At 66.8% G+C, this 26902-nt stretch carries 28 protein-coding genes; 8 read left to right on the top strand and 20 right to left on the bottom strand.

What is annotated here, in order from left to right:
• The first annotated feature begins 1 nt into the window (after nt 1).
• A complete protein-coding gene (locus BV907_RS16725) occupies nt 2-538 on the top strand; it encodes a Pycsar system effector family protein (protein WP_077490879.1) in 537 nt (178 codons plus the stop codon).
• 111 nt (nt 539-649) lie between these two features.
• Here BV907_RS16725 and BV907_RS16720 read toward each other — a convergent pair whose 3' ends face one another.
• From BV907_RS16720 to BV907_RS16715, 3 genes are all read right to left on the bottom strand, one after another.
• Nucleotides 650-5656: a helicase-related protein gene (locus tag BV907_RS16720; protein ID WP_245828048.1), complete on the bottom strand. Its 5007-nt coding sequence runs from the start codon at nt 5654-5656 to the stop codon at nt 650-652.
• Between the two features lie 56 nt (nt 5657-5712).
• Nucleotides 5713-6081, bottom strand: coding sequence for a TnpV protein (locus BV907_RS19445; protein ID WP_245828047.1), 369 nt, complete (start codon nt 6079-6081; stop codon nt 5713-5715).
• 156 nt (nt 6082-6237) lie between these two features.
• Nucleotides 6238-7413, bottom strand: a complete 1176-nt coding sequence (locus BV907_RS16715; protein ID WP_077490878.1) for an ATP-binding protein — start codon at nt 7411-7413, stop codon at nt 6238-6240.
• Nucleotides 7414-7586: 173 nt separating this feature from the next.
• Between BV907_RS16715 and BV907_RS16710 the strand changes: the two genes are divergently transcribed.
• Nucleotides 7587-8078 (top strand): hypothetical protein, encoded by a 492-nt coding sequence (locus BV907_RS16710; RefSeq protein ID WP_077490877.1) that lies wholly within the window; start codon nt 7587-7589, stop codon nt 8076-8078.
• A 351-nt stretch (nt 8079-8429) separates the two neighbouring features.
• On the opposite strand, the gene BV907_RS16705 is transcribed toward BV907_RS16710, so the two are convergent.
• From BV907_RS16705 to BV907_RS16685, 5 genes are all read right to left on the bottom strand, one after another.
• Nucleotides 8430-8687 (bottom strand): hypothetical protein, encoded by a 258-nt coding sequence (locus tag BV907_RS16705; protein ID WP_077490876.1) that lies wholly within the window; start codon nt 8685-8687, stop codon nt 8430-8432.
• Nucleotides 8688-8763: 76 nt separating this feature from the next.
• On the bottom strand, nt 8764-9096 hold the full coding sequence (locus BV907_RS16700; protein ID WP_077490875.1) for an STAS domain-containing protein: 333 nt from the start codon (nt 9094-9096) through the stop codon (nt 8764-8766).
• 194 nt (nt 9097-9290) lie between these two features.
• A complete protein-coding gene (locus tag BV907_RS16695) occupies nt 9291-10577 on the bottom strand; it encodes an ArsB/NhaD family transporter (protein WP_077490913.1) in 1287 nt (428 codons plus the stop codon).
• Between the two features lie 105 nt (nt 10578-10682).
• A complete protein-coding gene (locus tag BV907_RS16690) occupies nt 10683-11189 on the bottom strand; it encodes a CBS domain-containing protein (protein WP_217697960.1) in 507 nt (168 codons plus the stop codon).
• Nucleotides 11186-11458: a cation:proton antiporter regulatory subunit gene (locus BV907_RS16685; protein ID WP_077490874.1), complete on the bottom strand. Its 273-nt coding sequence runs from the start codon at nt 11456-11458 to the stop codon at nt 11186-11188. Before BV907_RS16685 ends, BV907_RS16690 begins: the two co-directional genes overlap by 4 nt.
• Nucleotides 11459-11700: 242 nt before the next feature.
• Here BV907_RS16685 and BV907_RS16680 point away from each other — a divergent pair, with 242 nt between their 5' ends.
• Both BV907_RS16680 and BV907_RS16675 read left to right on the top strand, forming a co-directional pair.
• On the top strand, nt 11701-12651 hold the full coding sequence (locus tag BV907_RS16680; RefSeq protein ID WP_245828046.1) for a HAMP domain-containing sensor histidine kinase: 951 nt from the start codon (nt 11701-11703) through the stop codon (nt 12649-12651).
• Between the two features lie 4 nt (nt 12652-12655).
• Nucleotides 12656-13309 (top strand): response regulator, encoded by a 654-nt coding sequence (locus BV907_RS16675; protein ID WP_077490872.1) that lies wholly within the window; start codon nt 12656-12658, stop codon nt 13307-13309.
• A gap of 227 nt (nt 13310-13536) precedes the next feature.
• Here BV907_RS16675 and BV907_RS18580 read toward each other — a convergent pair whose 3' ends face one another.
• Together BV907_RS18580 and BV907_RS16665 are read right to left on the bottom strand one after the other, a co-directional pair.
• Nucleotides 13537-14076 carry a hypothetical protein gene (locus tag BV907_RS18580; RefSeq protein ID WP_139346845.1) on the bottom strand — a complete coding sequence of 180 codons (540 nt, stop codon included), beginning with the start codon at nt 14074-14076 and terminating at the stop codon, nt 13537-13539.
• Between the two features lie 383 nt (nt 14077-14459).
• A complete protein-coding gene (locus BV907_RS16665) occupies nt 14460-15077 on the bottom strand; it encodes a recombinase family protein (protein WP_077490870.1) in 618 nt (205 codons plus the stop codon).
• A gap of 1125 nt (nt 15078-16202) precedes the next feature.
• On the opposite strand from BV907_RS16665, the gene BV907_RS16660 reads away from it, so the two are divergent.
• Nucleotides 16203-17393: a protein kinase family protein gene (locus BV907_RS16660; RefSeq protein ID WP_077490869.1), complete on the top strand. Its 1191-nt coding sequence runs from the start codon at nt 16203-16205 to the stop codon at nt 17391-17393.
• Nucleotides 17394-17657: 264 nt separating this feature from the next.
• Here the strand turns inward: BV907_RS16660 and BV907_RS16655 are convergent, their stop codons facing one another.
• The 7 genes from BV907_RS16655 to nrdH all read right to left on the bottom strand — a co-directional run bounded on the left by BV907_RS16655 (nt 17658) and on the right by nrdH (nt 21759).
• A complete protein-coding gene (locus BV907_RS16655) occupies nt 17658-18038 on the bottom strand; it encodes a hypothetical protein (RefSeq protein WP_077490868.1) in 381 nt (126 codons plus the stop codon).
• Nucleotides 18039-18127: 89 nt separating this feature from the next.
• Complete coding sequence (locus BV907_RS16650) at nt 18128-18400, bottom strand: helix-turn-helix domain-containing protein (RefSeq protein ID WP_077490867.1); 273 nt, start codon at nt 18398-18400, stop codon at nt 18128-18130.
• Between the two features lie 358 nt (nt 18401-18758).
• On the bottom strand, nt 18759-18962 hold the full coding sequence (locus BV907_RS16645; protein WP_139346844.1) for a hypothetical protein: 204 nt from the start codon (nt 18960-18962) through the stop codon (nt 18759-18761).
• Between the two features lie 180 nt (nt 18963-19142).
• A complete protein-coding gene (locus BV907_RS16640) occupies nt 19143-19472 on the bottom strand; it encodes a tudor domain-containing protein (RefSeq protein WP_077490865.1) in 330 nt (109 codons plus the stop codon).
• A gap of 136 nt (nt 19473-19608) precedes the next feature.
• Nucleotides 19609-20196 carry a DNA-binding protein gene (locus tag BV907_RS16635; protein ID WP_077490864.1) on the bottom strand — a complete coding sequence of 196 codons (588 nt, stop codon included), beginning with the start codon at nt 20194-20196 and terminating at the stop codon, nt 19609-19611.
• 101 nt (nt 20197-20297) lie between these two features.
• Nucleotides 20298-21080 (bottom strand): single-stranded DNA-binding protein, encoded by a 783-nt coding sequence (locus tag BV907_RS19440; protein ID WP_245828045.1) that lies wholly within the window; start codon nt 21078-21080, stop codon nt 20298-20300.
• 421 nt (nt 21081-21501) lie between these two features.
• Nucleotides 21502-21759 (bottom strand): glutaredoxin-like protein NrdH, encoded by a 258-nt coding sequence (gene nrdH, locus BV907_RS16625; protein ID WP_077490863.1) that lies wholly within the window; start codon nt 21757-21759, stop codon nt 21502-21504.
• Between the two features lie 896 nt (nt 21760-22655).
• Between nrdH and BV907_RS16620 the strand changes: the two genes are divergently transcribed.
• The 3 genes from BV907_RS16620 to BV907_RS16610 all read left to right on the top strand — a co-directional run bounded on the left by BV907_RS16620 (nt 22656) and on the right by BV907_RS16610 (nt 24927).
• Nucleotides 22656-23846 carry an IS30 family transposase gene (locus BV907_RS16620; RefSeq protein WP_245828051.1) on the top strand — a complete coding sequence of 397 codons (1191 nt, stop codon included), beginning with the start codon at nt 22656-22658 and terminating at the stop codon, nt 23844-23846.
• 222 nt (nt 23847-24068) lie between these two features.
• Entirely contained in the window at nt 24069-24410 is a 342-nt protein-coding gene (locus BV907_RS16615) for a hypothetical protein (RefSeq protein ID WP_139346843.1), read from the top strand.
• A gap of 70 nt (nt 24411-24480) precedes the next feature.
• On the top strand, nt 24481-24927 hold the full coding sequence (locus BV907_RS16610; protein WP_077490861.1) for a hypothetical protein: 447 nt from the start codon (nt 24481-24483) through the stop codon (nt 24925-24927).
• A gap of 271 nt (nt 24928-25198) precedes the next feature.
• On the opposite strand, the gene BV907_RS19000 is transcribed toward BV907_RS16610, so the two are convergent.
• The 3 genes from BV907_RS19000 to BV907_RS16600 all read right to left on the bottom strand — a co-directional run bounded on the left by BV907_RS19000 (nt 25199) and on the right by BV907_RS16600 (nt 26753).
• On the bottom strand, nt 25199-25348 hold the full coding sequence (locus BV907_RS19000; RefSeq protein WP_175637505.1) for a hypothetical protein: 150 nt from the start codon (nt 25346-25348) through the stop codon (nt 25199-25201).
• A 91-nt stretch (nt 25349-25439) separates the two neighbouring features.
• Nucleotides 25440-25688: a hypothetical protein gene (locus BV907_RS16605; RefSeq protein WP_077490860.1), complete on the bottom strand. Its 249-nt coding sequence runs from the start codon at nt 25686-25688 to the stop codon at nt 25440-25442.
• Nucleotides 25689-25769: 81 nt separating this feature from the next.
• Nucleotides 25770-26753: a DUF4192 family protein gene (locus tag BV907_RS16600; protein ID WP_077490859.1), complete on the bottom strand. Its 984-nt coding sequence runs from the start codon at nt 26751-26753 to the stop codon at nt 25770-25772.
• Nucleotides 26754-26902 lie beyond the last annotated feature (149 nt).

Below are 26902 nucleotides of genomic sequence, written 5' to 3'. Positions count from 1 at the left end.
CGTGGTGCCGGAAGCGGGTCACCCGGAGCGGGACAAGCAAGCCATCGAGCAGGCGTGGAAAGTCCATGCGGCGCAAGTCGATTGGACGGGAAAGGTTGACACCAAGGCGAGCTTTGCCTTCACGATCGAGTCCGCCACCCTGGGCATCACCGTTGCTCTCTCCGCCACCAACCGCATATTCGCATCCATGCCGTCTGGACTACCGCCCTTCCTCTACTGGGCCGGTATCGTCGCCCTTCTGTGCGGGATGTTTTGCGCCCTGATGTGTGTCATCCCACGCCTCAAATCCAAGGATCTGCTGAAGACAGCCGAGGAGAATTTCATCTACTTCGGCCATGCGCGGCATTGGGATCCAGACAGATTGGTTGATGCGTTCAAGGAGCACGATATGTTGCCGATGATCACCCGCCAGATCGTCGTCATGGCTGACGTAGCCTGGGACAAGCACAAATGGGTTCAGCGATCCATGGCTCTGGGAGTCGTCGCCGGCGTGTGTCTGGGCATTTCCGGAATGATGCTTTCGAGTGTCCATCACTAGAACGGCGTTGAATTGACCAGACGACCCGTGGGGACGGGCCCACCGGGATCAGACACGAGAGCCGGGGCCGCACTGGATGACAGTGCGGCCCCGGCTCTTCCCGTTCGGCTCCTAGCGTCCACGCGCGACGTCCCTGTTCCTCTCCGGGGTCGGCGCCCCGGACTGGCTTTGGAGGCCCGGCCCCGTCGCCCTTGACTGTGTCGAGGCGGACGGGAAACTCAGTGCCCGCAGGCTCGCGATCCTCGCCGTCTCCGGATCCATTCCGTGCTCGGCCGTGGCGGGCTCATCCGCAGCTGACGAGTCGCTGCGCGCGGCGATGGCCGCGTCAACGCGTTCCACTTCGGCGCGTGCCGCGGCAAGGGCCTCGGCGTGCTTGAACGTGCGGTCGAGCATTGTCTCGGCCTCGGCGATCTTCGCTTCGGCCTCGGCCATCCGCTCGGCTGTCCGCTCAGCGAGTCTGGGCAGGGCTGCGACGCGGTTCTCCATCTGGCGGATGATGCCGAAGTCGGCGTTGACCAGCGAGTCCCGGTCCACCTCGAACCCCGTCCGCGGCACCCCGTCCAGGCTCAGTTCCGCCGTGGGCTTCTGGCCCGGGAAGGGCGCGATGAGCCGGGCTCTGAAGGCGTGTCCGCCGAGCTCGACGAACACGCCGAGGTCGTTCGTGGCGTACCGGTTCAGCACGTGGTGCGAGTTCGCCGCGGCCCAGTCCTGGACGGCGGCGGCGGCATCAGTGCGCGATGTCAGCCGCGTCCCGCGGACGGTCATCGCGAACGCCTCGCCGGCGGTGTCCACCGCGCGCCCCACCGCTGCCTGGATGAGGGGAAGGTCCGCGGCCGCCGAGGTCAGCGCGGTGCGCTCGGCGTTGCGGGTGTGCTCGACCGCGATCAGGTTCCGATGGTGCGCGCGCTCGAGCTTGCTGAGCCGGTTGAACTCCTGGTCGGCGTTCGCCTTCTCCAGCACCAGCGGGTTCCCCGAAGTGATCGCCTTGGCCTGCGCGAAGGACAGGGTGTTGTCCCCGATGTCCTCGATCTCCCGCACGTCCAGCCGGCCCTTCATGATGGCGTTGATGAAGCGGCTCTTGCGCTCGAGTCCCTGCCACATGAACGAGTCGAAGGAGCCGACGGTGACGAACTGCGAGATGCGGACCTCGGGGTTCTGATTGCCCTGGCGGATGATGCGCCCGTGGCGCTGCTCGACATCGGCTGGCCGCCACGGAGCGTCCATGTCCACGAGGTGGATCGCGCGCTTCTGGATGTTCGTGCCCACGCCCATCTTCTGCGTCGAGCCGACCAGGACGGCTACATGGCCGGCACGGGCCTCGGCGAACAGGCGCGCCTTCTCGGTGTCGTTCCTGGCCTCGTGCATGAACCTGACCATGTGCCCCGGTACCCCGCGTATGACGAGCTGGCGCTTGAGCTCGTCGTACACGTTCCACCCGTCCCCGGGCGTGCCCTGGTCGCAGAAGACGATCTGCAGCGCACCCCGCACCGGCTCGGCTTCCCCGGTGGCCGGGTCGGTGTACACGTGGTCCTTCGCCTCCTCGTAGACCCGCGCGATCAGCGCGGCCGCGGCGGAGGCCTTCGTCTCCCCGAGGGGCCTGATGTCCGGGTCGACCAGGCGCATGTCCAGGGCGGCCTTGCGCCCGTCCGTGGAGACCTTGAGCATGTTGTCCTCGGTCGGCTCGACCAGGCGTCCCTCGATCGCGTCGACGCGTTCGCCGATCCGCTGTATGTACTCGCTCAGCTCCGGGGTGGGCTGGACAGAGTGCAGCGCCGGAGCCCTCCTGCCGTCCCCGTCCCGGGCCGCCAGGGCCGGGACGGGGAGGTTGAGGTCCTCCGCCGTCTTCACGTCCGCGAAGGTGTGGAAAAGGCGCAGCAGCTCGGGCACGTTCTGGAACTTCGCGAAGCGTGCCTTGAGCTTGAACCGGTCGCCGCCGGCGACCGAGAGCTCCATCTCCTCCACGACCTGGCCGAAGGTCGCGGCCCATGTGTTGAAGTCGCCGATCCCCGCGTCCTCGAGTAGGTCCGGACGCAGGTAGCGCTGCATCACGTACATCTCGGTGACGCTGTTCGCGATCGGGGTCGCGGTGGCTCCGGTGATGACCCGCCGGCCCTCGCGGCCGCGCAGGTACTCGGCCTTCATGTGCAGGTCGGAGGCGCGCTTGGAGCCGTGGATCCCGGCCCCGGGGATGTTCGAGGGGGTGTCCAGGTTCTTGTAGTCGTGCAGCTCGTCGACCACGAGGTAGTCGATGCCGGACTGCTCGAAGCTCAGCCCCGGGTCGGTGGGCTTGTCCAGGAGGGCCTTGATGGCCTCCTCGCGGGCGAGCAGCTTCTTCTCCATCCGCTTCACGAGCCCGGCCCCGGCCAGCCCGGGGCCCTGGGCCTGCGTCTTGACCGCCTCGAGCTCGCTGCGCATCCGGTCTAGCTCCCGCTCGGTGTAGTCCACCAGGGCGGCGTCGCTCAGCGGCAGCCGCTCGAACGCGGTGCGCGTCATGATGACCGCGTCCCAGTCGTTCGTGGCCACGCGGGCGACGAAGCGGCGCCGGCGCTCCTTGGCGAGGTCGTCCACCGAGGCGGCGAGGATGCGCGCCTGGGGGTAGAGCTGGAGCCATTCGCGGGCGAACTGCTCGAGCATGTGGTTGGGCACCACGACGGCCGGCTTTCCGGCCAGGCCGAGGCGCTTGAGCTCCATCACGCCCATGACCATCTCCGCGGTCTTGCCGGCGCCGACCTGGTGGAACAGGCCGACGGCGGGCTCGGCGATCATGCGTGCCACGGCGGCGCGCTGGTGCGGCCGCGGGTTGAAGTCCTTGGCAAGGCCCGGCAGGGTCAGGGCCTCGCCCTCGGCGGTGTAGTCGCGCAGGACGATGGCGTTGAACCGGTCGTTGTACTCCTCGATGAGCCGCTTGGCCCGTTCCGGTTCCTCCCAGACCCATTCGCTGAAGCGCTCCTGGAGGGCCTGGGCCTTCTCCTGGGCCGCGGCCGTCTCGACCTGGTTGATGACCCGGCGCCCGTCGACCTCGTCCGTGACGCGGACCGAGCGCTGCTCGAGGAGCTGGGCGAAGATCTCCCCGGCCGGCATCCTCTGGGTGCCCCATTCGCTGGTCGCCTTCAGGGAGTGCCGGCTGGCCTTCACGTCCCACATCGAGCCGGTGCCCACGACGCTGGCCCGGTCGTCGGCGAGGACCTCCTGGAGGAAGCGTTCGTGGTCGGCGGCGCTGACCCAGACGGCGCCGATCCGGGCCTCGACCTCGTCCATGCGCAGCGGCTCGGGCTGCACGGCTCGCAGCGCCGCGGCGTTCACCCCGAACCGGGGGTCGTGCTCGGCGGCGGCCTCGGCCTCGCGCAGCTTGGCCCGGACATTGCCGGAGAGGTAGGCGGCCCTGGTCTCCAGCTCACCGGTCCCGGGGAGCTCGTACACGGCCTCGCCGAGCTGGGCGCGGGCGTCGTCCTCGTCGGTGCCCAGGAGGTGCGCGATCGTCGCCAGATCGACCCGCCCGGTGGTGTCGAGGGTGACAGCGAGGGCGTCCTCGGCCGTGTCCGCGCCGAGCACCGGCCGGCGCGGGGAGACCTGCCGCGTGCTCAGCAGCGGCGCCTCCTTGGCCGTCTGGGTGCTCTCGTCGTACTCTTCGAGTGCGAAGACGACAGCGCTCCACGGGTCCTGGCGGAACTTCGCCACGGCCAGGGGCACGCGGCGGGCCATGATCGGCTCCCCCGCCTCGTCGGTGCGCCCGGTCCCGGTCAGCCGGAACCTGTTCAGCGGACCGAAGGCGCCCGTGTAGCCGCGGTACGCCTCACGGAGCCGCTCCCTGGCCGCATCGGTCGCGACCGTGTCATCGACGTCGGCCGCCTCGAGCTCCAGCAGCGTCCGGGCCGCGTCGCGGATGCCCAGCAGGGCGGCGAGCTCCTCGGCCTGCGAGCCCCGCTTCAGGCGGCTGCCGTCGGTTCCAGGCACCGGGAAGTCGACCTGCGCCCCGTCCTGGACGACGGTGAACCCGGTGTCGGTGCGGCTCAGGTGCCCCTCCCAGAGGCCGCGCTCGGCCGGCACCCAGGCGGCCCGCTCCGCGGCCTGCTCGGCGCTGCGGGGCGTCATGCCCTTCCCGTCGGCGATCGCCCGGGCGGTGATCGCCCCCAGCACAGCCTCGAGACGGGCCGGGACCGCGGCGAGGTCGTCGGTCGTCATCTGCAGGGTCTGCTCGCCGTACATGCCGTGGCCGACGCGCAGCTCCCCGAGGAGGTTCTCGGGGTGCTCGTCGAAATAGGCGTTCACGCGGGTGATCTGCCCGTCGATCCGCTTGGCGTGCACGGTCTCCCAGAGCGTGCTGGCCGGCTCCTGCCCGGGCTCGCGGCGGCGGAAGACCAGCAGGTCGGTCATCGCCTCAGTGCCCGCGGCGCGGCGGTGCGCCCCGCTGGGCAGCCGCACGGCGCCGATCAGGTCTGCCATCGCGTTCATCTCCCGCCGCGCGGCCGGGTTGCCGGCGTCGAGCGTGAATGATGACGTCAGCACTGCGACCACTCCCCCGGGCCGGGTCAGGCCCAGGGACTTGATGATGAAGTGGTTGTGCATCGAGTGCCCGCCGGCGTTGTGGCGGGGGTCGTGGAGCACGATGTCGGCGAAGGGGACGTTGCCCACCACGGTGTCGAAGTGCCCCGCCGGGTACCGGGTGTCCGCGAAGGACTCGCTCCGGACCTCGGCGTGGGGGTAGAGCTTTTGGGCGATGGCGGCAGTGACCGGGTCGAGTTCGACTCCGGTCATGCGGGCGCCCTCGGGCGCGAGGCCGATGAACGTCCCGGAACCGGCGCCGGGCTCGAGGACCTCGCCTTCGGTGAAGCCGAGCCGTTCGACTGCGGCCCAGACAGCGCGGACGTAGGCCGCGTCCGTGTAGTGCGCATTGACGGTCGTCCGCTTGGCCGCGAGGTACTCGCGCTCGCTCAGCAGACGCTTAAGCTCCTCGCGCTGGGCAGCATGCTCGGAGCGGTCCTCGTCGAAGATCTGCCACACACCCTGGGCGCCCCAGCTGCCCCAGCGGGCAAGCCGGGAACGCTCATCGGGCGTGGCCGGCCGATCCTCGGCCTGCAGGGTGCGCAGGGTGCGCAGGGCCTCGAGGTTCGCCTCCACGCGCGCCTTGGCGCCGGAGGGTGCGAGGTCGTCCTGGCCAGCCGGGACGAACCGCCCTAGCTCCTGCCCTCCTCCTCGTCGATCTCGCGGTCGCGCCGGCTCAGCCACGCCAGCAGGTTCGAGCGCGGATTGTCCGGGTCCTCGTCCGTCTCCGTCTCGGGCTCCTCGGTCTCCGGCGGGGCCAGGATCTCCGCCCGGGCTATCTCCTCGGCCTGGTTCCGCGCTGCGTTCAGCCTCCCGACCTTCTCCAGGTATGCCTCCCCCGGCCTGTCCGGGCCGGCGATCTTCGTCTCGAGCTCCAGCACCATCTCCATGGCCTGCTCCCCCAGGCCGGTGAAGAACGCCTCCGGGTCCTCCAGCTCCGCGTACCTGGCCGGGGCGGCCAGCTTCCACATCGTCTCGGCCTGCCTGCCGTACTTGTTCATCACGGTCTCCCTCCGGTGCTCCCCACAGTGCCTCGAGATCGAAGCTCAGCTGTCCGTCAATGCTTCCCTTGGCCTTCTTCGCCACGCGGCCCCCTCCAAATGACTGGCGTTCCGCGTGTCACGCTAGCCAAGGAAGGGTCCGGGACGCCTGTCACGTCACTCCTTCTGCCGGGCGATGAAGGCCCCCATGCCCGGAACGGTGAACTGCACGTGGCCGTGTTCGGGGGCGAAGATGATGCCTTTCTCGATCAGGCGGGCGCGCTGGCTGGTCAGCGAGCTGTGGTCCCTCCCCAGCCGGTCGATCAGGTCCGCGGTGGCCGTCGGCCCCTCTCCGTCTTGGCTCATGGCGCGCAGGTAGTTCCGCTCGGCACGGGTGGCGCGCTGCCACCGCGCGATGAAGAACCCGTGGTCCAGGTCCGCCGTGCCCAGTTCGACGGCAAGGCGGGCGTCCCCGACCGTGATCTCCTTCTCAGAGGCGGCCTCCCAGAGGGTGCGCCCGTAGGCCTGGAGGAAGTAGGCGTACCCGCCTGCAGCCTCCAGCACGGTGTCAAGGGCCTCGCCTTGGAGTACGCCGCCGAGGCGGGCGATCGGAAGGGTGAGGGCCTCGGCTGCCGCCGATGGGTCGAGCTGGCCGATGCGTCGATAGTGGAAGAGCCGCTCGGCGTAGGAGCGGCTCTCGCTCAGACGGCCCGGCAGAGAGGGAAGGCCGGCGCCGATGATGTAGAAGGGAAGGCCGCGCTGGCCCGCCGAGTGCTGGACCGTCAGGAGCGCCCCCAGAAGGTCCGGGTCGAGGTCCTGCATCTCGTCGATCACCAGGGCGAACCCTGCCCTGGCCTTCCGCATGGACTCCGCGACGTCGTCCACGAGCTCCTCGAGATCGATATCGAGGTCGAGGGAGTCTGCGCGCCCTGGCGCGAACTTCAGATCGGCGGTCAGGCCCTGGAGCCCGAGGGAGACTGAGATGTTCGAGATGCTCCCCAGACCCTTCTGCCGCAGGTAATCCCAGGCGGGGGTTTGCCGGAGGCGCCGGGCGCCGAGTTGGAGCTCGCGGGCGAGCTTCTTCCGGACAGCCTCGGGCCCTCCGTCCCCGGGCTGGGCCTCGAACTGGACCACCAGCCAGCCGTTGCGGCGCGCCAGCTCCGAGAACTCGTTCAGCAGGACCGTCTTCCCCACCCCTCGTAGGCCGGTCAGCAAGGTGCCGCGGTCTCCAGCTGCGTTGGCCTTGGCACGCGCTATCAGCAGATCGAACGCGTCGATCTCGGGCTGCCTGCCGACAAGGGCAGGCGGCTTGACTCCCGAGCCCGGGGCGAAGGGATTGAGCGCAGGTTCCATGGAGCCATAGTAGCCAGAGAATTTCTGAGCATCCCAGATTTTGGAATGCTAGGTGATTCTTTGGACTACTTCGCGGTGCGGACAACCTGCATGAAGTACCTTGCAGTACTCCACAGTGCTTGATGTGGTTTCAGCACCACACCCAATACCATCTCGGAAAGCATGGGCACATCATGAACGACAACGAAGGATTCTCGCTCGTTCCGGTCCCGAACGAGTACGTCGGGGCCGTGTACCGGCTCCTCGCAGACTTGTCCGAACGACAGGATCTCGCGGAGCATGACAGCCTGGTCCCCACAGGGGCGCAGGCCAACGTCCCTCTCTGGCCCCTCGAGAAGCTCATCCAGTTCGCCAACGACCGATCGAAGACCGCGTCGCTCATCGGAGAGATCCTGGACATCCTTGTCGATCGTCCCGAACGCCGGCTCAACATCGACGAGCTCGCCAAGGAGATCGAACGACCTCGCAGCCAAGTGAAGATGGTCTGGACTCACCTCGGCCGCACCATCCGTGCCAGGTACGACACGAAGATCTGGCCGCTCACCGCTTATTGGGCAGACAATATGGATCCCCGTCCGGACGGCCCGAACGTCGTGTACTACTGGCTCACCGACGAGCAGGCGGAACTGTGGAAGCAGGCCCGCGACGCCAGTCGAGAGAGCTGAGACCCGGGGAAGTCCACAGAAGAGCGGCCCGCGTGATCGGCGGGCCGCTCTTCTGTTCGTCTTCCGAGATGATCATTTCAGCGAGGAACTACAGGCCCACTTGACGAAGTCCAGATACCTGGCTGCAGTAGTGATCGAAGTTGTGTGCACGATCCTCTCTCCGGGGATCGAAGCCGGTCCGATTCACTGCTCAGCCGGGCCGTCGAGACCTCTGGAAGCCGTTTCCGTGGGATGGACACCGCCGGCTCCTGGTCAGACACAGCGCGCCTTCGAGCCCGCAGGTTAGATGGCGGACCGTCGTGGGAAGAGCGAGGTTGGCCGGATCTCCTGCCGCCTTCGGTACTTCTACTGTCAGAAGCCTGGGTAGCGCCGGTACAGAAGGGCCGTGTATGACCCGTCGTCCGCATATTCCCAGTTCGCACAGGCGTAGCCCTCGGGAAGGAATCGCACGACGTGATTCAGGCCCTCCTGCTGGAAGCTGCCATCCCCATTCCAGCGGATCGGCCACTCCCCCATGATCCTGAACGAATCGTCCCAGAGACGGACCCACCACGTCCCGTCCGGCTTCCGATAGACAGTCATGCTGACCGGTTCCGCATCCCTGCTCACACGCCCCACGCTATAGCTTCTCCAGCACCCGGGAAGCGCCCGACACCCCACCTCGAGCACCCGCACGATGCTTTGCTCAAGGGTTGCCGTAGGCCGCGTCCACGCTCGGGTAGGCCCTGAGGAGGCGGTCCATGCCGGCTAGCTCGAAGACCATCTGGACCTGGGTGCCGGCATTGGCGATCCGGAAGTCGCCGCCGGTCTCTCGGGCTTCTCTGAGGCATGCGACCAGGGCCCCGAGGCCTGTGGAGTCCATGAACTCTGTCGCCACGAGGTCCAGGACGAGACGCCGGTGCCCGGCCCGCAGCGCCTCGGCGACCGCTGTGCGAAGCTTTGGTGCGCTGACCATGTTCAGCCTGGCAGGGCCAGCCAGTATGGCGTAGTCCCCGCGGATCTTGAGTTCGAAGCTCATCAGTCCCCCGTGTCGGTCCTCCACGGCTGATCCGGCTCCGCGGTGAGGGTCCGGAGCCGTTCCGGCCGTTCCCGCCAAGATTAGCGAGAGGCGCTCCGGCCTGCTCGCCCTCGCGGACCGGGCCAGATCGTATACGCGTCCAAAAGCTTTTGTGGGTATCGTTCGCGCGATCCGATGTCCCTTTTAAGTCAAGATCACGTGAAGTAGCGCAGCCAGACGTAGAGCCAGGCCATGAGAGTGCTGAGCACGGTGACGATGATGCCGTACTTGGTGAACTGCCAGAACGAGATGTGGTGCCCGGCCTTGGCTGCGAGGCCGATCGCGACGACGTTGGCGCTTGCCGCGACGGCGGTGCCGTTGCCGCCGAAGTCGGCGCCGAGGGCGAAGGCCCACCACAGGGCCTGGCCGGTGCTGGGGTCCGGGACCTCGCTGACGAGGCCCTCGACGATGGGGGCGAGCGTCGCGACGTAGGGGATGTTGTCGAAGAACGCCCCGAGCACGGCCGATCCGAGCAGCAGGGCGGTCGCGGCGCCGAAGTAGTTGTCGCCGATCACGTCGATGGCCCAGATGCCGATGGCGCTGATCACGCCCGTGTGCACGAGTCCGGCGACCATGACGAACAGGCCCATGAAGAAGACGAGGGTGCGCCACTCGATCTCGCGGAGCGCGTCGGCGGGGTCGATGCCCGAGACCAGCAGCATCACGCCAGCCCCGACGAGGGCGATGACGGACGGCGCGAGGTGCAGGACGGCGTGCAGGCAGAACCCGGCGATCACGCCGGCGAGCACGATCATGCACCGCAGGAGGAGGGCGGGGTTCGTGATGGCGCGTCGCTCCTGGAGCGTCGTCACGTTGGCGACCTTCTCGGGGTTGAACTGGAAGGAGTGGCGGAACAGCACGCGGGTGAAGAGTACGAAGCCGACGAACACGATCGTGACGATCGGCGTCATGTGGATGAGGAAGTCGTTGAACGAGAGCCCTGCACGGCTGCCGATGATGATGTTCGGCGGGTCCCCGATGAGCGTGGCGGCACCGCCGATGTTGGATGCGAGGATCTCGGCGATGAGGTAGGGCTGCGGGGCGATTGCGAGGCGGTTGCAGACGACGATGGTCACGGGCGCGACGAGCATGATCGTGGTCACGTTGTCGAGGAAGGGTGAGGCGATCGCGGTGATCACCATCAGCATGACCATCAGCCGGTAGGGGCGGCCGCGCGACTTCTTGGCGGCCCAGATCCCGAGGAACTCGAAGAACCCGGTCTGCTTGATGATGCCGACGATGACCATCATCCCGAACAGGAGGAAGATGGCGTTCCAGTCGATGCCGGCGTGCTGCGAGTGGAAGACCTCGGCCCCCGGGATGAGTCCCAGGACGGCCATCGCTCCGGCCGCGATGAGCACGACCTTGACCTTGTCCGCCTTCTCGGTGGCGATGAGGACGAAGGCGGTCAGGAAGACGACGAGGGCCACGATGCCATTCACGGCTGGCACCCCGCTGGTCCGCTGCTGCTGACTGGATACGGGCGCACGGGGGCTCCTCCTGGCACGGTGCAACCGGCGAGGCTCGGGTGATGCGGGGCCGTGGCGCTATTCGTCGAGGCGCGCGATGGCCAGGCTCGTCAGCAATCGCTCGAGGGTGATCGCGCCGGTCAGGATGCCGTCCCGGTCGACGACGGCGACGATCGGGCTGTGCAGGCGGGCCATCAGGGCGGCGACCTCGAGCAGACTGGCGTCGGCGGGGACAGTCACGGGCTTCGGCGCCTTGGCGGGCAGGCACTGGCCGACGGTCAGCTCGCTCAGCTCCATCCAGAAGGTGTCGGCGTGCGCCTCATCGATGGTGCGGGCAAGTGCCGGGTCCTCCTGGTACGACGACGGCACGGCGAGCTTGAGCACCTGGGTGCCGGGGAGCACGACCGAGGGGCGGCCGTCGTCGTCGATCACTATCAGTCCCGGCAGGCGGCGGAGGGCCATCATGTGGACCGCCCGCGTCACTGAGTCGTGCACCGTGACGGTTGGCACCGTGGTGGCGATGTCGCGTGCCTGCATCGTCCCGTTCCTCTCGGTGGCCGGGTGCGCCGGTTCCATGACCGTCATGGCCCGCTCCCAGCGAGCTGGGCGACGCGACGTTCGAGTTCGGCGATCCGGTCGGTGATCGGCCGGCTGTGCAGGAGCTCGGCGACCTGATCGGCCTCGTCCTCCTCGAGCACGATCGTTGCCGCAGCCCGATCTGGCTCCGCCGAGTCGTAGACGGTGATCTCGCGGCCGTGGGATCGTGCGACGAGAATCCGGAATTGCTGACCGGCGCGGGTCAGGCAGTCGTGAAGGATGCCGGCGCCGGGCACGGTGGACTGGGTGATCTCCATCGGCCCTCCCTTCCGTCCGGTTGCCGAGGTATATTCAGTCTTCCTTGCGCGGGCAGAGGGGCACTATCCGGGCTGACACCCATTTCCTCGGTGCCGTGCGTCCTGGATTTCGCAGCCCATGGGGGCGAGGCCTCATGGACAAGGGGCGGCAGCCGCGCAAGGCTAGATTGATGCGGACCACGTCCGAAGCCCGGGCTGCCGGAACAAGGCCCGGTCTGCCCGCTCCGAGGGGACCGGCACAGTTGCTGTTCTGGCGGCTGTTCATCATCAACGGATCGCTCTTCGCCCTTGGCACGCTCGTGTTGGCGCTCTCGCCGGCGACAGTGTCCACTCCCGTCCTGCTCACCGAGGTGCCGGTCCTGCTCATCGGGCTGGCTCTCATCCTCGCCGCGAACGCCGCTCTCGTGCGGGCCAGCCTGGCGCCCCTCGGCGCGCTGACGGCCGTGATGCGCCGAGTCGGCCTGCTGCGGCGCGGCGGCGACCGGGCGACCGAGGCGGGCAACGGCGACCTCAAGCAGCTCATCCGCACCTTCAACGAGATGCTGGACCGGCTGGAGGCGGAGAACAGCGCGAGCAGCGCCCTTGCGCTGGCAGCGCAGGAGGAGGAACGCCAACGGATCGCCCGGGAACTGCACGACCAGATCGGCCAGAGCCTCACCGTCGCCCTCCTCAGCCTCAAGCGAGTCGTCGACAGGTCTCCCGACGATCTGCGCGAGGAGAGCCTCGTCGCCCAAGAGGCGGTCCGCGCGAGCCTCGAAGAGGTCCGGCACGTGGCTCAGCGGCTGCGCCCCGGCGTGCTCGCCGACCTTGGCCTGCGAAGCGCGCTGACGTCGCTTGGCTCCGAGTTCTCCCGCTCGAGCGGGATCCCGGTGGTGTGGGAGATCGACGACGAGCTCCCCGCGCTGAGCGGGGACGTCGAGCTGGTGCTGTACCGCATTGCGCAGGAGGCGCTCACCAATGTCGCCCGGCACGCGCATGCGGCACGGGTCGAAGTCACGCTCGCCTCGTCAGCCACGGGGCTGATCCTGCGGATTCTCGACGATGGGCGGGGCGGTGACATCCGCGAGGGCGCCGGGATCCGCGGGATGCGCGAACGCGCCCTGCTCATCGGCGCCCACCTGACGGTTGCCCCACGGCCGAGCGGCGGGACCGACGTCTCCCTCGTCGTTCCCGGGACCGACGGACGGAAGTGAGCCCATGGCCGATCCCACACGCATACTGCTCGCCGACGATCACGCCCTGGTTCGCCGCGGGCTCCGCCTGATCCTCGACGCGGAACCCGACCTCACGGTCGTGGCAGAGGCCGGCGACGGCGCGGAGGCCGTCACGGCCGCGACCGCGGGCGGGATCGACCTCGCCGTCCTCGACATCGCCATGCCCCAGATGACGGGCATCCAGGCGGCACGGCAGATATCGCGGAGCGCCCCCGACGTGCGGATCCTCATCCTGTCGATGTACGACAACGAGCAGTACTTCTTCGAGGCACTCCGCGCAGGAGCCTCGGGCTATGTGCTCAAGTCGGTCGCAGACCGCGACCTCATCGAGGCGTGCCGGGCAGCGATGCGCGGGGAGTCGTTCCTCTACCCTGGCGCGGTCACCGCGCTCATCCGCGACTACCTGGAGCGGGACCGCCGTGGCGAGCGGGTGCCGGACAGCATCCTCACGCCCCGCGAGGAGCAGATCACCAAGCTCATCGCCGAGGGGAACTCCGCAAGGGAGATCGCCGAGATCCTCAGGATCAGCGTGAAGACCGTTGACCACCATCGGGCCAACGTCCTGCAGAAGCTCGGATTGCGGGACCGGCTGGACCTCACAAGGTTCGCCATCCGCACCGGGCTCATCGAGCCATAGTCAGCCTCCTCCTCACCGGCGATGGCTGATATCGCAGCAAAGGATCCCTTTTGGCGGAACGCGTCCCGGGGACGACGATGCTCGTCCCCCGCATGAGACGGGCTGACCTGGTTATCAGGGCCTCCGGGACCCATGAGCGGGTCGACGCGGGGGGGTGCCGCTCGGGCTCGAGCTCGACCGCCAGGACCACCGCGCCGAGCTGCGCCCGGGGGACACGCTGGTGTCCTTCACCTACGGGCTGCTGGACCCTCTGCGGCGGGACACAGGAGGCCCTGACGAGCATCGCGGATGTCATGGGACGGGAACGCGAGCCGCATTCGGTGGTCGAGGCGATCAGGACGCTGGCCACCGGCGGCGCGCCCGAGGACGATGTCAGTGTGGTCGCGGTCCATCGGCCCATGACGGCCTGAGGACCCCGGGCGTCGGCCGGTCCCTCCGCTGGGGGGAGGGACGGGCGCCCCACGAGGGGGTGCAGGGGGCATCAGCGGGGGCTTTCCCGCCTCCTGGCTGACCCTGGCCGCCGGCTCCGAGGCCGGTGTGGCGTCGTCGGAGCCCCGGTACCGTGCGGCCCCGACCAGGACGCTGAGGGCGACGAGGTCGCAGACGGCCCAGAAGACGTTCACGAGGGTGCCGAGCCCCTCGCCAACCCCGAGGTACCACCGGAGGAGCCCCAGGAGGCAGGCGAGGACGAGCAGGGCCGCGGCGACGGCCTGCGCGCCCAGGAGCCGGACCGGGTTCGGGCCGCTCTGGCGGGTCTTGGGGGTCACGGCGAAGCCGAGCGGGCGGCCGAACCAGGCCCGGACGCGCTTCCTCGAACATCCTGACCCCGCGACGCCGACTGATGTGTGGATCGACAGATCAGAGGGGGACTGTCTTCCGAGTAGCCGCGGACGTTTCCCGATGTGCTGATGGAGTACTCGCCACTCGTGTCCCGCACCGGCAGAGGCCGTAGGCTTCACGTACCGCAGGCTGCACCTCCCCGGTGCCTCTGGATTCTCCGGACCCAGACCTGGAGTTGTCGGCGCCCGTCCCCCATCGGGCACCGGCCCGAGCCCGGTTGCGAGGCGACCAGCGGACGGCAGGAGGGAGTGGCGACTCGACAAGCCGCCACCCCCTCTTCGCTGCATGCGGCTCTAGGCGCCTGTGAAAGCTACCTTCGTTTGGAGAGCAGCTTCGCCCCATCTGGACGCAGCTCCCCGACTGGCGAGACATGCCGGTAGAGGGTCTGGCGTGTGATGCCGAGTTCGTTACAAAGGTCGCCCACGCTGGTCTCGGGCTTTCCCATGGAGGCCATGGCGAGACGGAGCTTGGCGGGGGTCATCTTGTAGGGCCGGCCGCCGGTGCGGCCACGGGCGCGGGCGGAGGCCAGGCCCGCGATGGTGCGTTCCCTGATGAGCTCGCGCTCGAACTCGGCCAGGGCGGCGAAGATCCCGAAGACGAGCTTGCCGGAGGCGGTGGTGGTATCGATCGCGGCGCCCTGTCCGGTGAGGACCTTCAGGCCGATGCCGCGCTCGGTGAGGTCGTGGACGATGTTCACCAGGTGCCGCAAATCCCTGCCGAGCCGGTCCAGCTTCCACACCACGAGCGTGTCCCCATGCCGGAGGGCCTTCAGGCAGGCTGCGAGCTCGGGCCTGTCGTCGCGTTTGCCCGAGGCGCGGTCCTCGTACACGGCCTCGCGGTCGACTCCGGCGCCCAGGAGCGCGTCACGCTGCAGGTCGGTGGTCTGCGAGCCGTCGGCCTTCGACACCCGGACATATCCGACGAGCATGTGGTCCTCCCGTCACTTATACGGCCGATTGAGTGACAGCCCACCCACTCGCATTATCCGTCCCGAATATTGTCACTCAGCCCGTCGCTTATTCTATGTGCCGCAAATGGGATGTTGCGGCGAAAGTGACAAGCACGTGGAGGGATTGACTGCCGCCTTGCTTGTCTCGAGCTCCCTCGAAGGATTGTCGGTGGGGCCTGATAGCTTCCGTCTGTCCGGCGCCTGCCTGGATTATCAACCGGCAGCCGGGCAGAGCGGACCGTCAGAAAGGTGTCTTTGACATGCAGCCCTCATACGTCCTCGCCGAAGTTCGCTGTGAGAAGTTAGGAACGGCCGTCCGGTTCTGCGTCCGGGTAGAGAGAGGTGTTCCTCCCGAGCTCAGGTGCACGCCCAGCGGGGGAGGTGCCACTGGATCCTCCGCTCGGTTCTGTATCGAATGCGAGTCCTTGATGTCCCAAGGGAGGCTTTCGGAAGTAGTCCAGCAGCTGATCTCCCGCGGATGGGCTTCACATCTTCGCGAAGGGGCGGTGGTGGTCAGCTGCTGATCATTCTCCGGGGGAGTAAGGGAGTCAGGAGGCGGGGGGAAGAGTGAGGGCCCGCTGCCTACACGGGGGCCGCCTACTGCTCCCCCGCCACGGCCAACCAGCCGCCAGCCCGAACGGCACCCACTCGCTGAAATCTGGCCGCGAAGGGCCTCCCCTTGTCCATTCGAGGCCCATCGCGCCAGCATATATTTGCGCCTGACGATTGGCTGCGGGGCTTTCACAAACGGTGAGCTGCCCCATCGAGGCACGCTTGATTTCGGAACTGGGATCTGGCGGGCCGCCCGGAGGGCAAAGCTGGGAGCACAGGCCCCCGCCAGCTCGGATGGTTCACAACCGATCATATTCGGCACAACGTGCCAGGGCCGGGCTGGCGCACACCAGTATCGCCAGGCTAGAGCCATAGATGGGGACGCTGAACTGCCTCAACGGCCGCCACGAACACACAGATCCATGAAACTGGGCGAGCATAGCCGCCGGCGCAAGTACGCTTTAGGCATCGGTCCCCATGAACCAACCCCTGCGAACACTCAACTATTAGTCGCAGAGACAAGGCGACGGGGGTGCTAGGAGGGGGTACGGAATGGTCGTGAATTGGGGGCGCAACCCGGCCGACTTGATGCTGCATGACTTGAAGGAGAAATACGAGGCCCAGGCACCTTCGCCGGCTTTCTCCCGACTCTATACCGACGACCAAGAGCTTGGTCACATGTTCGCCGTCCTTCACAAGAAGCTCAACGCGCACTTCGAGGCAATCAACGGTCGCGCAAAGACCACTCGCCATTACTGGGCAGACAATAGCCGTGATCTCATCGCCCTCATCGACGAACTAAATGAAGACCGCCACAGCCTCAAACGAGCCGGGATCGACGTGGCCTTGGATGAGAGGTACCAGGAAGCCATCGAGCGGTGTGAGCCGTGGCTATCACAATCCGGCGGCAGCACGATTCCCTACGACTTCGAGCAGATCGAAATCGTGAAATACGAACCCATCTTCAACCGAGCTGCTGACACCATTAAATTGAAAAAGCAAGACTCGGCGGTCAAATTGAAGACGATTGGAGAAGGATCCTACGCCATTGTCTTCTCATATGTAGACCCAGACTATGGCAAGAAGTTCGCGGTGAAGCGAGCCAAACGAGGAATCGGGGAGCGTGACTTGGCCCGCTTCAAACAAGAGTTCGACGTGATGAAGCGGCTCAGCTTCCCCTACATCGTCGAGGTGTACAAGTACGACGAAGGGAGGAATGAGTACCGCATGGAGTTCTGCGACGAGACGTTGAGGACTTATATTGCCACGCGGAACAATAGGCTCTCATTCTCGTCTCGAAAGCGCATTGCTCTCCAGTTTCTCTATGGAATAAACTACATTCATCAGGAGGGCCTGCTCCACCGGGATATCAGCCTGCAGAATGTGCTGGTGAAGGTATTCGGGATGGGCGCGGTGCTTGTCAAGCTATCGGACTTCGGGCTGGTCAAGGAGAAATCTTCAGACTTCACCCGCACTCACACTGAGATGCGTGGGACAATCCGCGATCCGCTTCTTCATGATTTCAAGACATATAGCGCAGTGAATGAAATGTATTCAATCGGCTCCGTGCTGTCCTATATCTTCACAGGCCGGGAGTCGTTGAAGGCGGATGGCGACGAGATGAGTCGTATCGTCCAGAAATGCGCCGACCTCAACACAGCCAACCGCTATCAATCGGTGCTCGAGTTGGTCGCCGACGTCGAGCGGCTAGAAGCGACGCAACCAACAGACGCTCCGGCCTAAGCACACCCAGGCAGGGACTCCATAGGAGTGGGAACACTCTGCGACTTTTGATCTGGATGAGCCCGTACCGCACTATCTGCTTGCGTTTCCGGTCTGCGCCCTCAGCCCCACGGGGACGTCAGGCAGCGCAGTGGGCTGTGCATTGGAGCGTTGGCGATGTGTGCGGCGGCATGGGGGTAGTTTGGGGCATACCCCCCAGTTGGCTTCGGCCGCTGGTTAGAAGGCCCTACCGCAAGTTGGCAGGGCCTTCGGAATTTCACCGGCCTACCCAACTTGGTTCAGGATCTGACTGATGCGCTGGAAGGTGTAGCCCGTGATCGCGGCGGTGTCCTTGAGGGAGTAGCCATTTTCCTTGAGGATGCTCACATAGTTGCGGAGCTTGTCGGAGACGTTGGCTTCCGCCGCGCGAAGTTGGGCCTTGGCCTCCTCCCAGTCCTTGCCGGCCTCCTCAGCGGTCTCGGGTAGGGCGTAGGTGATGTTCACGTTCACGGCGTCGACGGGGACGTTGAGGACGATCGCCCCCAGGTCGGCCGCGACAGCGGGAACGCTGGCGATCCCGCGCGCCTGGCCGAGGGCGCCGAGCTCGGGGATGCTGACCATCCACCACTTGCCTTCCTTGTAGGCCTTGGCTTCGAGGGTGGGCATTTCTGCGTCTCGCTTTCGTGCCGACGGAAGGCCCCTCCGGGGGGGCCTCCCGTGCTTGTCTTCGTCGTTCCCGCGGTGCCTGGGAGGAGCTACTCCACCTCGCCCTCCGACGGGGGCTCGGCGGCGATCTGCTGGGCGGCCCGCTCGTACGCTGTGGCGATGTACGCCTCCAGGTCGTCACGACCAATGCGCCACTGCCCTCGGCCTCCGACCTGGAACGCCCGCAGCTCGAGGTTCTTGATGAGCCCACGCACGAGGTGCTCGTTGACGCTCAGCTCGTCGGCGACCTGCGCGATAGTCAAGAAGCGGGGGCGAGCCGCCGCTTCGCTCCCATTGATGGCGCTTGCGTTCTTGATGCTCATCCCTGCTCCTGTCGGCGCTTCCTACCCTTCCCGCACTCTAACAGAATTTGAATATAAGGATCAAATTCGATTTGAGGTCTGCTTCGCGCAGCATACAAGCCGGCCGACGGGAGGCAGGCCCTCCGCGCCCTGGGTTCATGTCCGCCGGGATCTGGCAGCGCATTGTCCCCCGGGAAGGGCTAATCCCACTAAAGGTACTAATCCCACTAATCGGGGTGGCGGCTCGTACGAGGAAGGCGGGCCCCCGCCACGCAGGAGCCCGCCAGACTATTGCCTGCACCCAAGGCTTGGAGACACGGAACTCGAACCCGTGACTGCACGACCGGGTAGGAACGGTGCCTTCCTTAGCGGGTGCTCTCTAGAGCATGTCTGGCACGGCACGACGCATCTGCCTGATCATGCCGTCGAGGTCCACGTCGGGGTAACCGGCGCTGTTGATCGCAAGCGGCAGCGATTCGAGCACTTCAGCGAGGCTGGGCGGCTGGATCTGCGCGCGCTCGCACTCGCTCGTCATCTGAGACATGAACGCAGCCATGATCGTGTCGCAGGCCAGGTTATCCACCTTCCACGCCTCGCAGAGGATAGTGCCGAACGGATCCCGGGTGCAGGAACCCCCCACGAACACTATGCCGCGCGGTTCAGGATCGCCTCCAGCTGGGCCGCCATTTCGCTCAGCACCAGGAAGTGCTTCTTGCTGGTCTCGACGGGTGTCGTGCTGCTCATTGGTTCCCCCGTGTTCTTCCTATTTCTGGTGCACTGGCTTGTCGTGTGCCCGTCGCAGTTCGTGGTGGTCGCGCCAGACCTGCTCGCCGTCGTCGTACTCCACGGTCCACTCATCCACTCCGACCCGCTCCACGATGACGGCATGGTCCCAGCCGGTGCCGTCGCGTCGCTGGACCTCGACATCGGCGTCGTCGGGGAACGGGTTGTGGCTGCCCAGGTATTCGCGGACGGTCTCCTCCAGCGGGGTGCGCTGGCCCTTGAGGGCGGAGTTGATCCACTGCTCCCAGGGGTCGGTCCTTGCCCAGGCCAGGGCGAGGGCTTCCACGTAGTTCGCCTCCGTGCCGCTCATGGCAGTCGCTCTCCTCCTCGCCGGGGGCAGGTCGGGCCCCGGCCCGTACCTGTCATGGTCACTCACTCCACCGACAATCTGGCGCAATGGAGCGCTGAGGTCCATCGCAGGATGGGTCGCTGGCCCCCCGCTCCGGTCAGTCTTTCTGCTTGCGGATCCGGTCGCGCAGTTCGTCGCGCTCGTTCAGGAGTGCCTGGCGCTCCTCGATGAGGCGGTCGCGTTCGCGCTCGACGGCCTCGGCTCGGGCTTCGGCCCGGTCTGCGCGGGAGCGCTGCTCGGCCAGGGTCTCCGCTGCGGCGGCCGCGGCCGACGCGGCCTGCTCGCGCAGGCGGTCTGCTTCCGTGCCGGCCTCGTCGCGTTCTCTGCGGGCTTCGTCCCGCTCGCCCTCGAGCTGTTCGACCTCGTCGGCCAGGGTGCGCCGTTCGGCGTCGAGCTCGTCGAGCTTGGCCTGCCAGCCGGCCTTGGCCTCCGAGTGCTCGGCCCGGGCCGCGATCACGGCCTCGCGCCACAGGGCGGCGAATCGGGCCTCGACGGCGGCCGGCGGGTCCGGCACCACGGCGGCCTTCGCCTCGGCCTCGTTCCAGGCGCGGGCGGCCTCGACGGCGACGGCCATGCGCACCCCGGAGCGGGCGCGCACGGCGCGGGCGGTAACGGCGGCCCCCTCGGAGCCTAGGGCCTCGGCAGCCTCGGCTGCCTTCTGCTCGGCGGTAGCCTGTTCGGTCATCGGCGTCTCCCTCGCGTGGTAACAGTAGTAACGATGTTTCCCGTTTCCGAGGTTACCCGTAGGACGGAACGAGCGCCATCCTCCGGGGCCGCTCCTGCAGGTCAGAAGGGGGGCTCGGCGTCGACGCCCTGGTTGCCGAAGGGGTCTTGGTGTGCGCCCCAGGGGTCTTCCTGCTGGGGACGGTGCTGGGCGAGCTGCTGGTCCGGTCCCTGGCCGGCGCCGCGGTTGTTGCGGCTGACTTTCGCCGTGGCGAACTTCAGGCTCGGAGCGACCTCGTCTGCCTCGAGCTCGATGACGGTGCGCTTCTCGCCTTCCTTGGTCTCGTAGCTGCGGCTCTTGAGCCGGCCGGAGACGATGACGCGCATGCCCTTGGTCAGGGATTCGGCGACGTTCTCGGCGGCCTCGCGCCAGATGGAGGCGCGCAGAAACAGGGTCTCGCCGTCCTTCCACTCGTTGGACTGGCGGTCGAAGGTGCGCGGCGTGGAGGCCACGGTGAAGTTGGCGACGGCGGAGCCCGACGGGGTGAAGCGGAGCTCGGGGTCGTTGGTGAGGTTGCCGATGACGGTGATGGTGGTCTCTCCTGCGGCCATGATGGCGGTCTCCTTCGGTGTGGTCGGGTTCTGGTCTGCTTCTGGGGTGGGGTCGAGTTCGTGGATGTCGGTGTGGTGCCGGATCTCGTCGGCGATCGCCGCGACGGCCTTTCGGCAGGCGGTCGCGACGTCCGGCTCGAGGTGGGTCCAGTAGCGGGTGGCGCGCAGCTGCTCGAGCGTCTGGTTCAGCGCGTGGACCTCGGGGTGGTTGATGTAGGGTGCCTCGGCGGCAGGGAGGGATATGGGCTGGCCGGCGAGCCAGGCTGCGTCGAGGTCCTTTGTGTACTCGGACATGTCGGCGTGCTCCTTAGGCGGGGCCGCGGCGGCGGGGCTGCGATCCGGGCGGTGAGGGCTCGGTTGAAGAAGGGGAAGACCGGGGCGGGCCCGGAGGGCACGGTGCCGAGGGCGTTGTCGGCGGCCTGCTGGGCCTGCCACCACACGGCATCTATGTGTTCCCGGGGCTCGTCGTCCTGCAGGGCGTGGATGGATTCCGATCGTGCGGATGAGGTCGGGTGAGAACCGGCTGCGGTCGAGGCGCCAGAGGCCCAGGGCCGCGATGCCCTCGGCGAGGTCGGGCCGGCCGATGACGGCCCCGGTGTGCTCCGCACTCCCCTTGTAGTAAGCCTCGTAGGCGGGTCGCCGTCCTCGTAGGCGGGTCGCCGTCGGCGTCGATGTAGCTGTCCATCGTGGGGGCTCCTTCCGATCCGGGCCGGTCTCAGGCGGCCGTGGCGGCGAGCCGGTCAATGAGGTCGGGGCGGAAGCCGGACCAGTGGTTGTGGTCGTCGACGACGACGACGGGCGCCTGGGAGTAGCCGAGCTCGTCGCTGATGTACTCCAGGGCGCTGGGGCTCTGGGTGACGTCGACCTCGGTGTAGGCGATGCCCTTGCTGTCGAGCGCGCGCTTCGTCGCGGTGCACTGGACGCAGGCCGGCTTGCTATAGACGGTGACCTGGGCGGGAGTCTCGGTGTTCATGGGTCTCAGTCCTTCGTTTCGTATCACTCTGGTTTCGTTCGTCTGAGGGACCTAATTGCCGTCGCCTTTTGATGCTTCAATTCTAGTTTATGCCACGGTTTATCGGAAGGGTTTCCACCCTATTTCTCTGGCAATTTTCAAAGCTTTTTTGGACCAAGCGAGTCAAATTCACAGGTGGGACCGTCAGCAGCCGGCGAATAGCCACAACCGCGTGAGTCCGCGGAATAAAGCCCCATCCGCTCTACCCCGCCCGTCCGTGAGGAAGCTCGACGCCCTAAGGGGGATCCGACTTTGCACGCGCCTGTCCCAAGCCTGCTCTTCTGTCTTTCGTCCGGGGGCCTTCTGAGGGACTGGGGCACGAGGCCACTTCATTGGAGACGAATTCCCGGAATTCGGGAATTACAGAATGCCCCGGGATAAAGAATGCGGGGCGGCCGGCCACCACAACCGGGCGGGTTCCAACAGTCGTTGCAACATTCAAGGGATTTTGGAGTGCGACGACCATGGCTACTGGGTCCGGGAACCGTAGGTATCAGAGGTATACGGCGGAGGACCGTGCGAGGTTCTTCGCCGCATTGGAGGAGGCGGGCAATGCCTTGGCCGCCTCTGAGCTCGTGGGGATTTCTAGGAGCGTCTGCTACCGGTGGGCCAAGGCGGCTGGGCCGGCGTGCGAGCGTGAGTCAGCCCGTGACGGGCGGCGGAAGTACTCCTTGGAGGTGAAGTCGCAGTTCCTCGATGCTGTCCGTGCAGGCGTCAAGGTCGCCCATGCGGCGCGTCATTTCGGTGTTTCGCCCAGTGCCGCGAATGGCTGGGTCCGGTCCGCTGGCCTGGCTCGCGCGCGTCCCCCACTGCCGCCGGGCCGCCGGGCGGAGTACTTGGAGCTGAGGGCTTCGGGAATGACGCGGCGGGAAGCTGCTGCGGCCGTGGGTGTCCATCGCAACACGGCTTTGGACTGGGACGCCGGCGTGCGGAAGTCTCACGGGCGGCGCGTCTACCCCGACGGGCGGGTCGTGGGCGGCTACAACCAAGCCATGGACAACACGGCCGGGATGGGGCTCTTCATCCTCGAGAAGGAGATCGACGCCAGATTCCTCTCTCTGGAAGAGCGCGAGACGATCCGCGACCTGCGCGCGGCCGGTTCATCGGTCCGCGCGATCGCGGCTGTGCTGAAACGGTCGCCGTCGACAGTGAGTCGGGAAATCGCCCGCAACAGTGATCCGGTGCGCGGGTACGAGCCCTACGCGGCGCACCGCAAGGCAGCCCTGCGGCGTCCGCGCCCAAAGGAATTCAAGCTCGCCCGGTGTGGGAAGCTCCGCAGGCACGTCCAGGCGAAGCTGGATCTGCGCCTGTCGCCGGAGCAGATCCACGCGACGCTCGAGATGGACTTCCCCGACGAGCCCGAGATGCGGGTGAGCCCGGAGACGATCTACAAGTCGGTCTACCGCAGCGACGGCTCGGGACTCAGGCGCGATTCTGTGCCCCTATTGAGGACCGGAAGGATACGCCGCCGACGCCGGCGGAACCCCCAGGAGCGGCGCCCGCGGTTCTCCGCCCCGATGGTCATGATCCAGGACCGGCCCGCCGTCATCGAAGACCGCCAAGTGCCTGGCCATTGGGAGGGGGACCTCATCAAAGGATGTGGGAACCGATCGGCCATAGGAACCCTGATCGAGAGGACAACCCGCTTTCTTATTTTGCTGCACCTGCCCGATGGGCACTCCTCAGAGGAGGTCTGCAACGCACTCGTCGCGGCATTCGATAACGCTCCTTCAAACCTGCGTGGGTCCCTGACGTGGGACCAAGGTGCCGAAATGGCAGGGCATGACTCGTTCACCTCGAAGACAGGGATGCCCGTGTACTTCTGCGAGCGGGCATCGCCATGGCAGCGCGGGTCGAACGAGAACATGAACGGGCTCCTGCGCCAGTACTTCCCCAAGAGCACGGATCTCTCCGTCCACGGCCTCGAGGAACTCCAGCGTGTCGCCCACCAACTCAACTTCAGGCCACGCAAGACGCTCGGCTGGGACACCCCCGCTCAGCGGCTGGAAAAGCTAGCTGCCATCAGCGGATCATTCTTCGGGTTATGAAGAACCTGTCAAGCTCTGAAGGGTCACGGCGGACCTTGAAACCGTAGTTGAGGGGCGACGGCGAAGATACTTCGATCTCAGCCGAACCGGAAACGACGTCAAGGCTGCGGTCGTGTGTCGACAGAGTCACTGAAGTATCGTCGCGAGCATGACCTTCGCGTCTTCACGCCTCAAGTACTTCGGCGGCCCGCCGAATGACCCCTACGTCCCCTTGGGAATGTCGTGAACACCCGTACGCCCCTCCAGGAAACAATCCTCGCATTGGGTCTTGAGGATCTGATTCCGCTGCCGGAGATCGCAGCAACGGTCAGGGTCCAGCAACTGGTTGACCCTGAATCCGTGCTCACGGAGGTCTCCTCTGCATTGATCTCTCTTCTCCAGGAAGGCCAGATCCAGGTTTGGAGTGGCCACTGGTCCGACGAGCCAGAAGTGCTTGATCGAGTCGCCGCTCTTGAGCTTCTCGTGGTCCAGGAGCAGTACGAGTTCAATAGTCCGGCCGACTTAGCGCGCCGGGTCTACTACGTGAACGTAGAGAATCTTCGGGTCGACGAGGAGCAAACGTGAGGCGCAACGGCGAACTGCTCGTCCCAGACAGGCGTAGGGAACCGAACGCGGCACCTCGTTGGGAGCGTTGATGTTCAAGGACATTTATCTTCAAGAGCCCCGGGTTTTGCCGCTGAACGGTGAGACATTCCGTCACGTTGTCGAGGACCGCGACCGGGACTGCCGCCTCTATGGGCTCGGCGCCTACAACTACGGCAGCCGCTGGGGACACGTTCTCCAGGCTGGGGACAAGTACGTCCCCTTCGACACATATTCCGAGCAGTACAGCGAGAATGGAGAGGAGCGTGCGATCGTCTACTTCTACAGCTTCGGCTGGAGCAAGCTGGGAGAGAAGAGACGGATTCCTGATTTCGAGTTCGGGAGCGAGGAGGAGAAGGACCGTCTCCGGCGCATCGCTGCCGAGGCAGTTCTCGTTGAGGCCACGTGGCCGGCGCCTACGTCCCCCGAGCAGGTGCGAGTCTCGCTCGGCGGGGAGCTCCTTACTCTGCGCGACTTCGGCTACGGGCCCAAGCACTGATATCGCCAAAGCACGAGCCCTTGTAGTTGCGGCGTGAGGTCCAGGTGAAGCGATGGCAGGCTCCCCACCACAAGGAGCCTGCCATCAGGCGGGGGAACGGACTAATCTCGGGGTGTGTCAGCCAGATCGTGTTGCAACGATCCGTTGAATCCGCCCCGTTCTGCCGCCCCGCAGGGTTTTCCCCAACCGCAGGGAAATCTGGGAAGTCTATTGAATTGGAGCTGCCGCCGGCTCCGGCGCTGCGCTCGGGGCCGGCGCTGGTGACGTGAGTCTAGTCCTGGGCCTCTTCGTCGGCCTCGTGCTCGACTGCCTGGGCGATGTCGAGGGGGCCGAGGCTGGGCTGTTCGAAGAGGTCGGCCAGGGCGAGCTCGCGCTCGAGGGCCTGCTCGAAGGTGCTCTCCTGCTCGTCGGGGGGGTGCATGGGTTCTAGGCTAGCGGCCGTCTGGCCGGATAGGCGCAGGGAAGCCGTGCTGAGCCGGGCCCCCTTTCCGGAGCAGGACGGCCTCTGCTCGCTAGATCGAGTATTCCAATCGTTCTGCCAGTGCCCTGGCCATGCGTTCCCAGCTCTTGGACCCCCTGCGGCACTTTTCCAGTTCCAGTTGTATTGGAATGGTGACGTGGTAGCGATCGACCAGCCACAGAAGTATCCGGTGCCTCGTCGTATCGTCGAAACCGTCCAGTTGGGATGCCATCGATTCGAGGGCGGTGAGCTCAGGATCCGTCCCGCTGGCCAGCAGCTGGACACTAGATGCCTCGTCCATGAGGTGATTTTCTCTCGGTCGAGCCATGAACGGGCTGAGGACGGCCGCCCCAGGCGGGGTGGGGCGGCCGCGGTGCCGGGGTCAGGGGCGGTGCCGCTGGTAGGCGGTGTCGGGGTTCATCGCGACCGGTGCGAGCTCGCGGTGGATGAGCTGCCCGAGGAGGTTCGCGAGGCGGTAGCGGGAGTTGTCCTCGCGGGCCCGGGTGATCCATGCGTCTGCTGCGGTGCCGTGGCCCTTGAGCCAGGCGAGCCAGCCGAGGGCGGCGAGGATGCCTGCCCGGTGCCCTGCGGGGGTGTGGGCGAGGGCTTCGGTGAGCCTGGCCGCGGCCTTCTCGGCCCGGTGCCAGTCGGGATTGGTGCCGGCTTTGCCGAGGAGGAGGGTTCCGAGTGAGCTGGAGGGCTCGCGTCCGGTGCCGATGGTCGCCGCGATCAGGCGGTCGCGCAGCTCGCTGGGCCGGGAGAGGGCGGCGGCGAGCTGGTAGGCGTCGGCGGCGATGATCGGCTGGTCGGCGTTGATCAGGGCGTGCCACCACGCGACCGCGGCCGCCGGGCGCTTCGGGGCGACGGCGGCGATCCGCTCGGCGGCGTCGGGGGCGCCGGTGAATGGCACGTCGGCGGGGGCAGCGTCGAGGACGACGGACCCACGGGCGATCATCTCGGCGCTGATGACGCTGTCCTGGACCTCTTGGGCGGTGCCGGACTGGCCGGGGCGGTCTAGGCGCTGCCAGCCGGCCGTGGTGACGTGGACGCTGGCGAAGACGTCGAGGCCGAGGCAGGCCGCGCGCTCGTGCACGTGCTCGCCGATGACGGCCGCGGTTTTGGGGTCCTCGGTGTAGACGGCGACGAAGATCGATTCCGTGGTGGCGCTCGTGGCGAGGTGCATGATGCGGGCGGCGGTCCTGTCGGGGTCCTGGTCCTCGGTCAGGAGCATGCGGAGCCCGGCGCCGAGGTGGCCGGTGCGGCCGATGGTGATGACGACGACGCTGTCCTGTGGGGTGCGGCCGAACGAGTGGTCGATGTGGGCGAGCATCGAGGCGGGGCCGTCGATCGTGAGGGTCTTCTTCACGGTGTTCTCCTTGCGGTTGGTGGGCTGGGAGGCTGTGGTGACCAGCCGCGCTCCCCCGCCCCCTTCGTTTTTCCGGCTGGCGAACTTGTTCGCTTGCACCCGCCCGGGCCCGTCCACCCGAAGGGCGGCGGCGCCACGGATTCTGCGGA

It is taken from the genome of Sinomonas mesophila, assembly GCF_001999765.1.
In the GTDB taxonomy this organism is placed as follows: Bacteria; Actinomycetota; Actinomycetes; order Actinomycetales; family Micrococcaceae; genus Sinomonas; species Sinomonas mesophila.
This window is presented reverse-complemented; position numbering and strand designations above follow the sequence as displayed.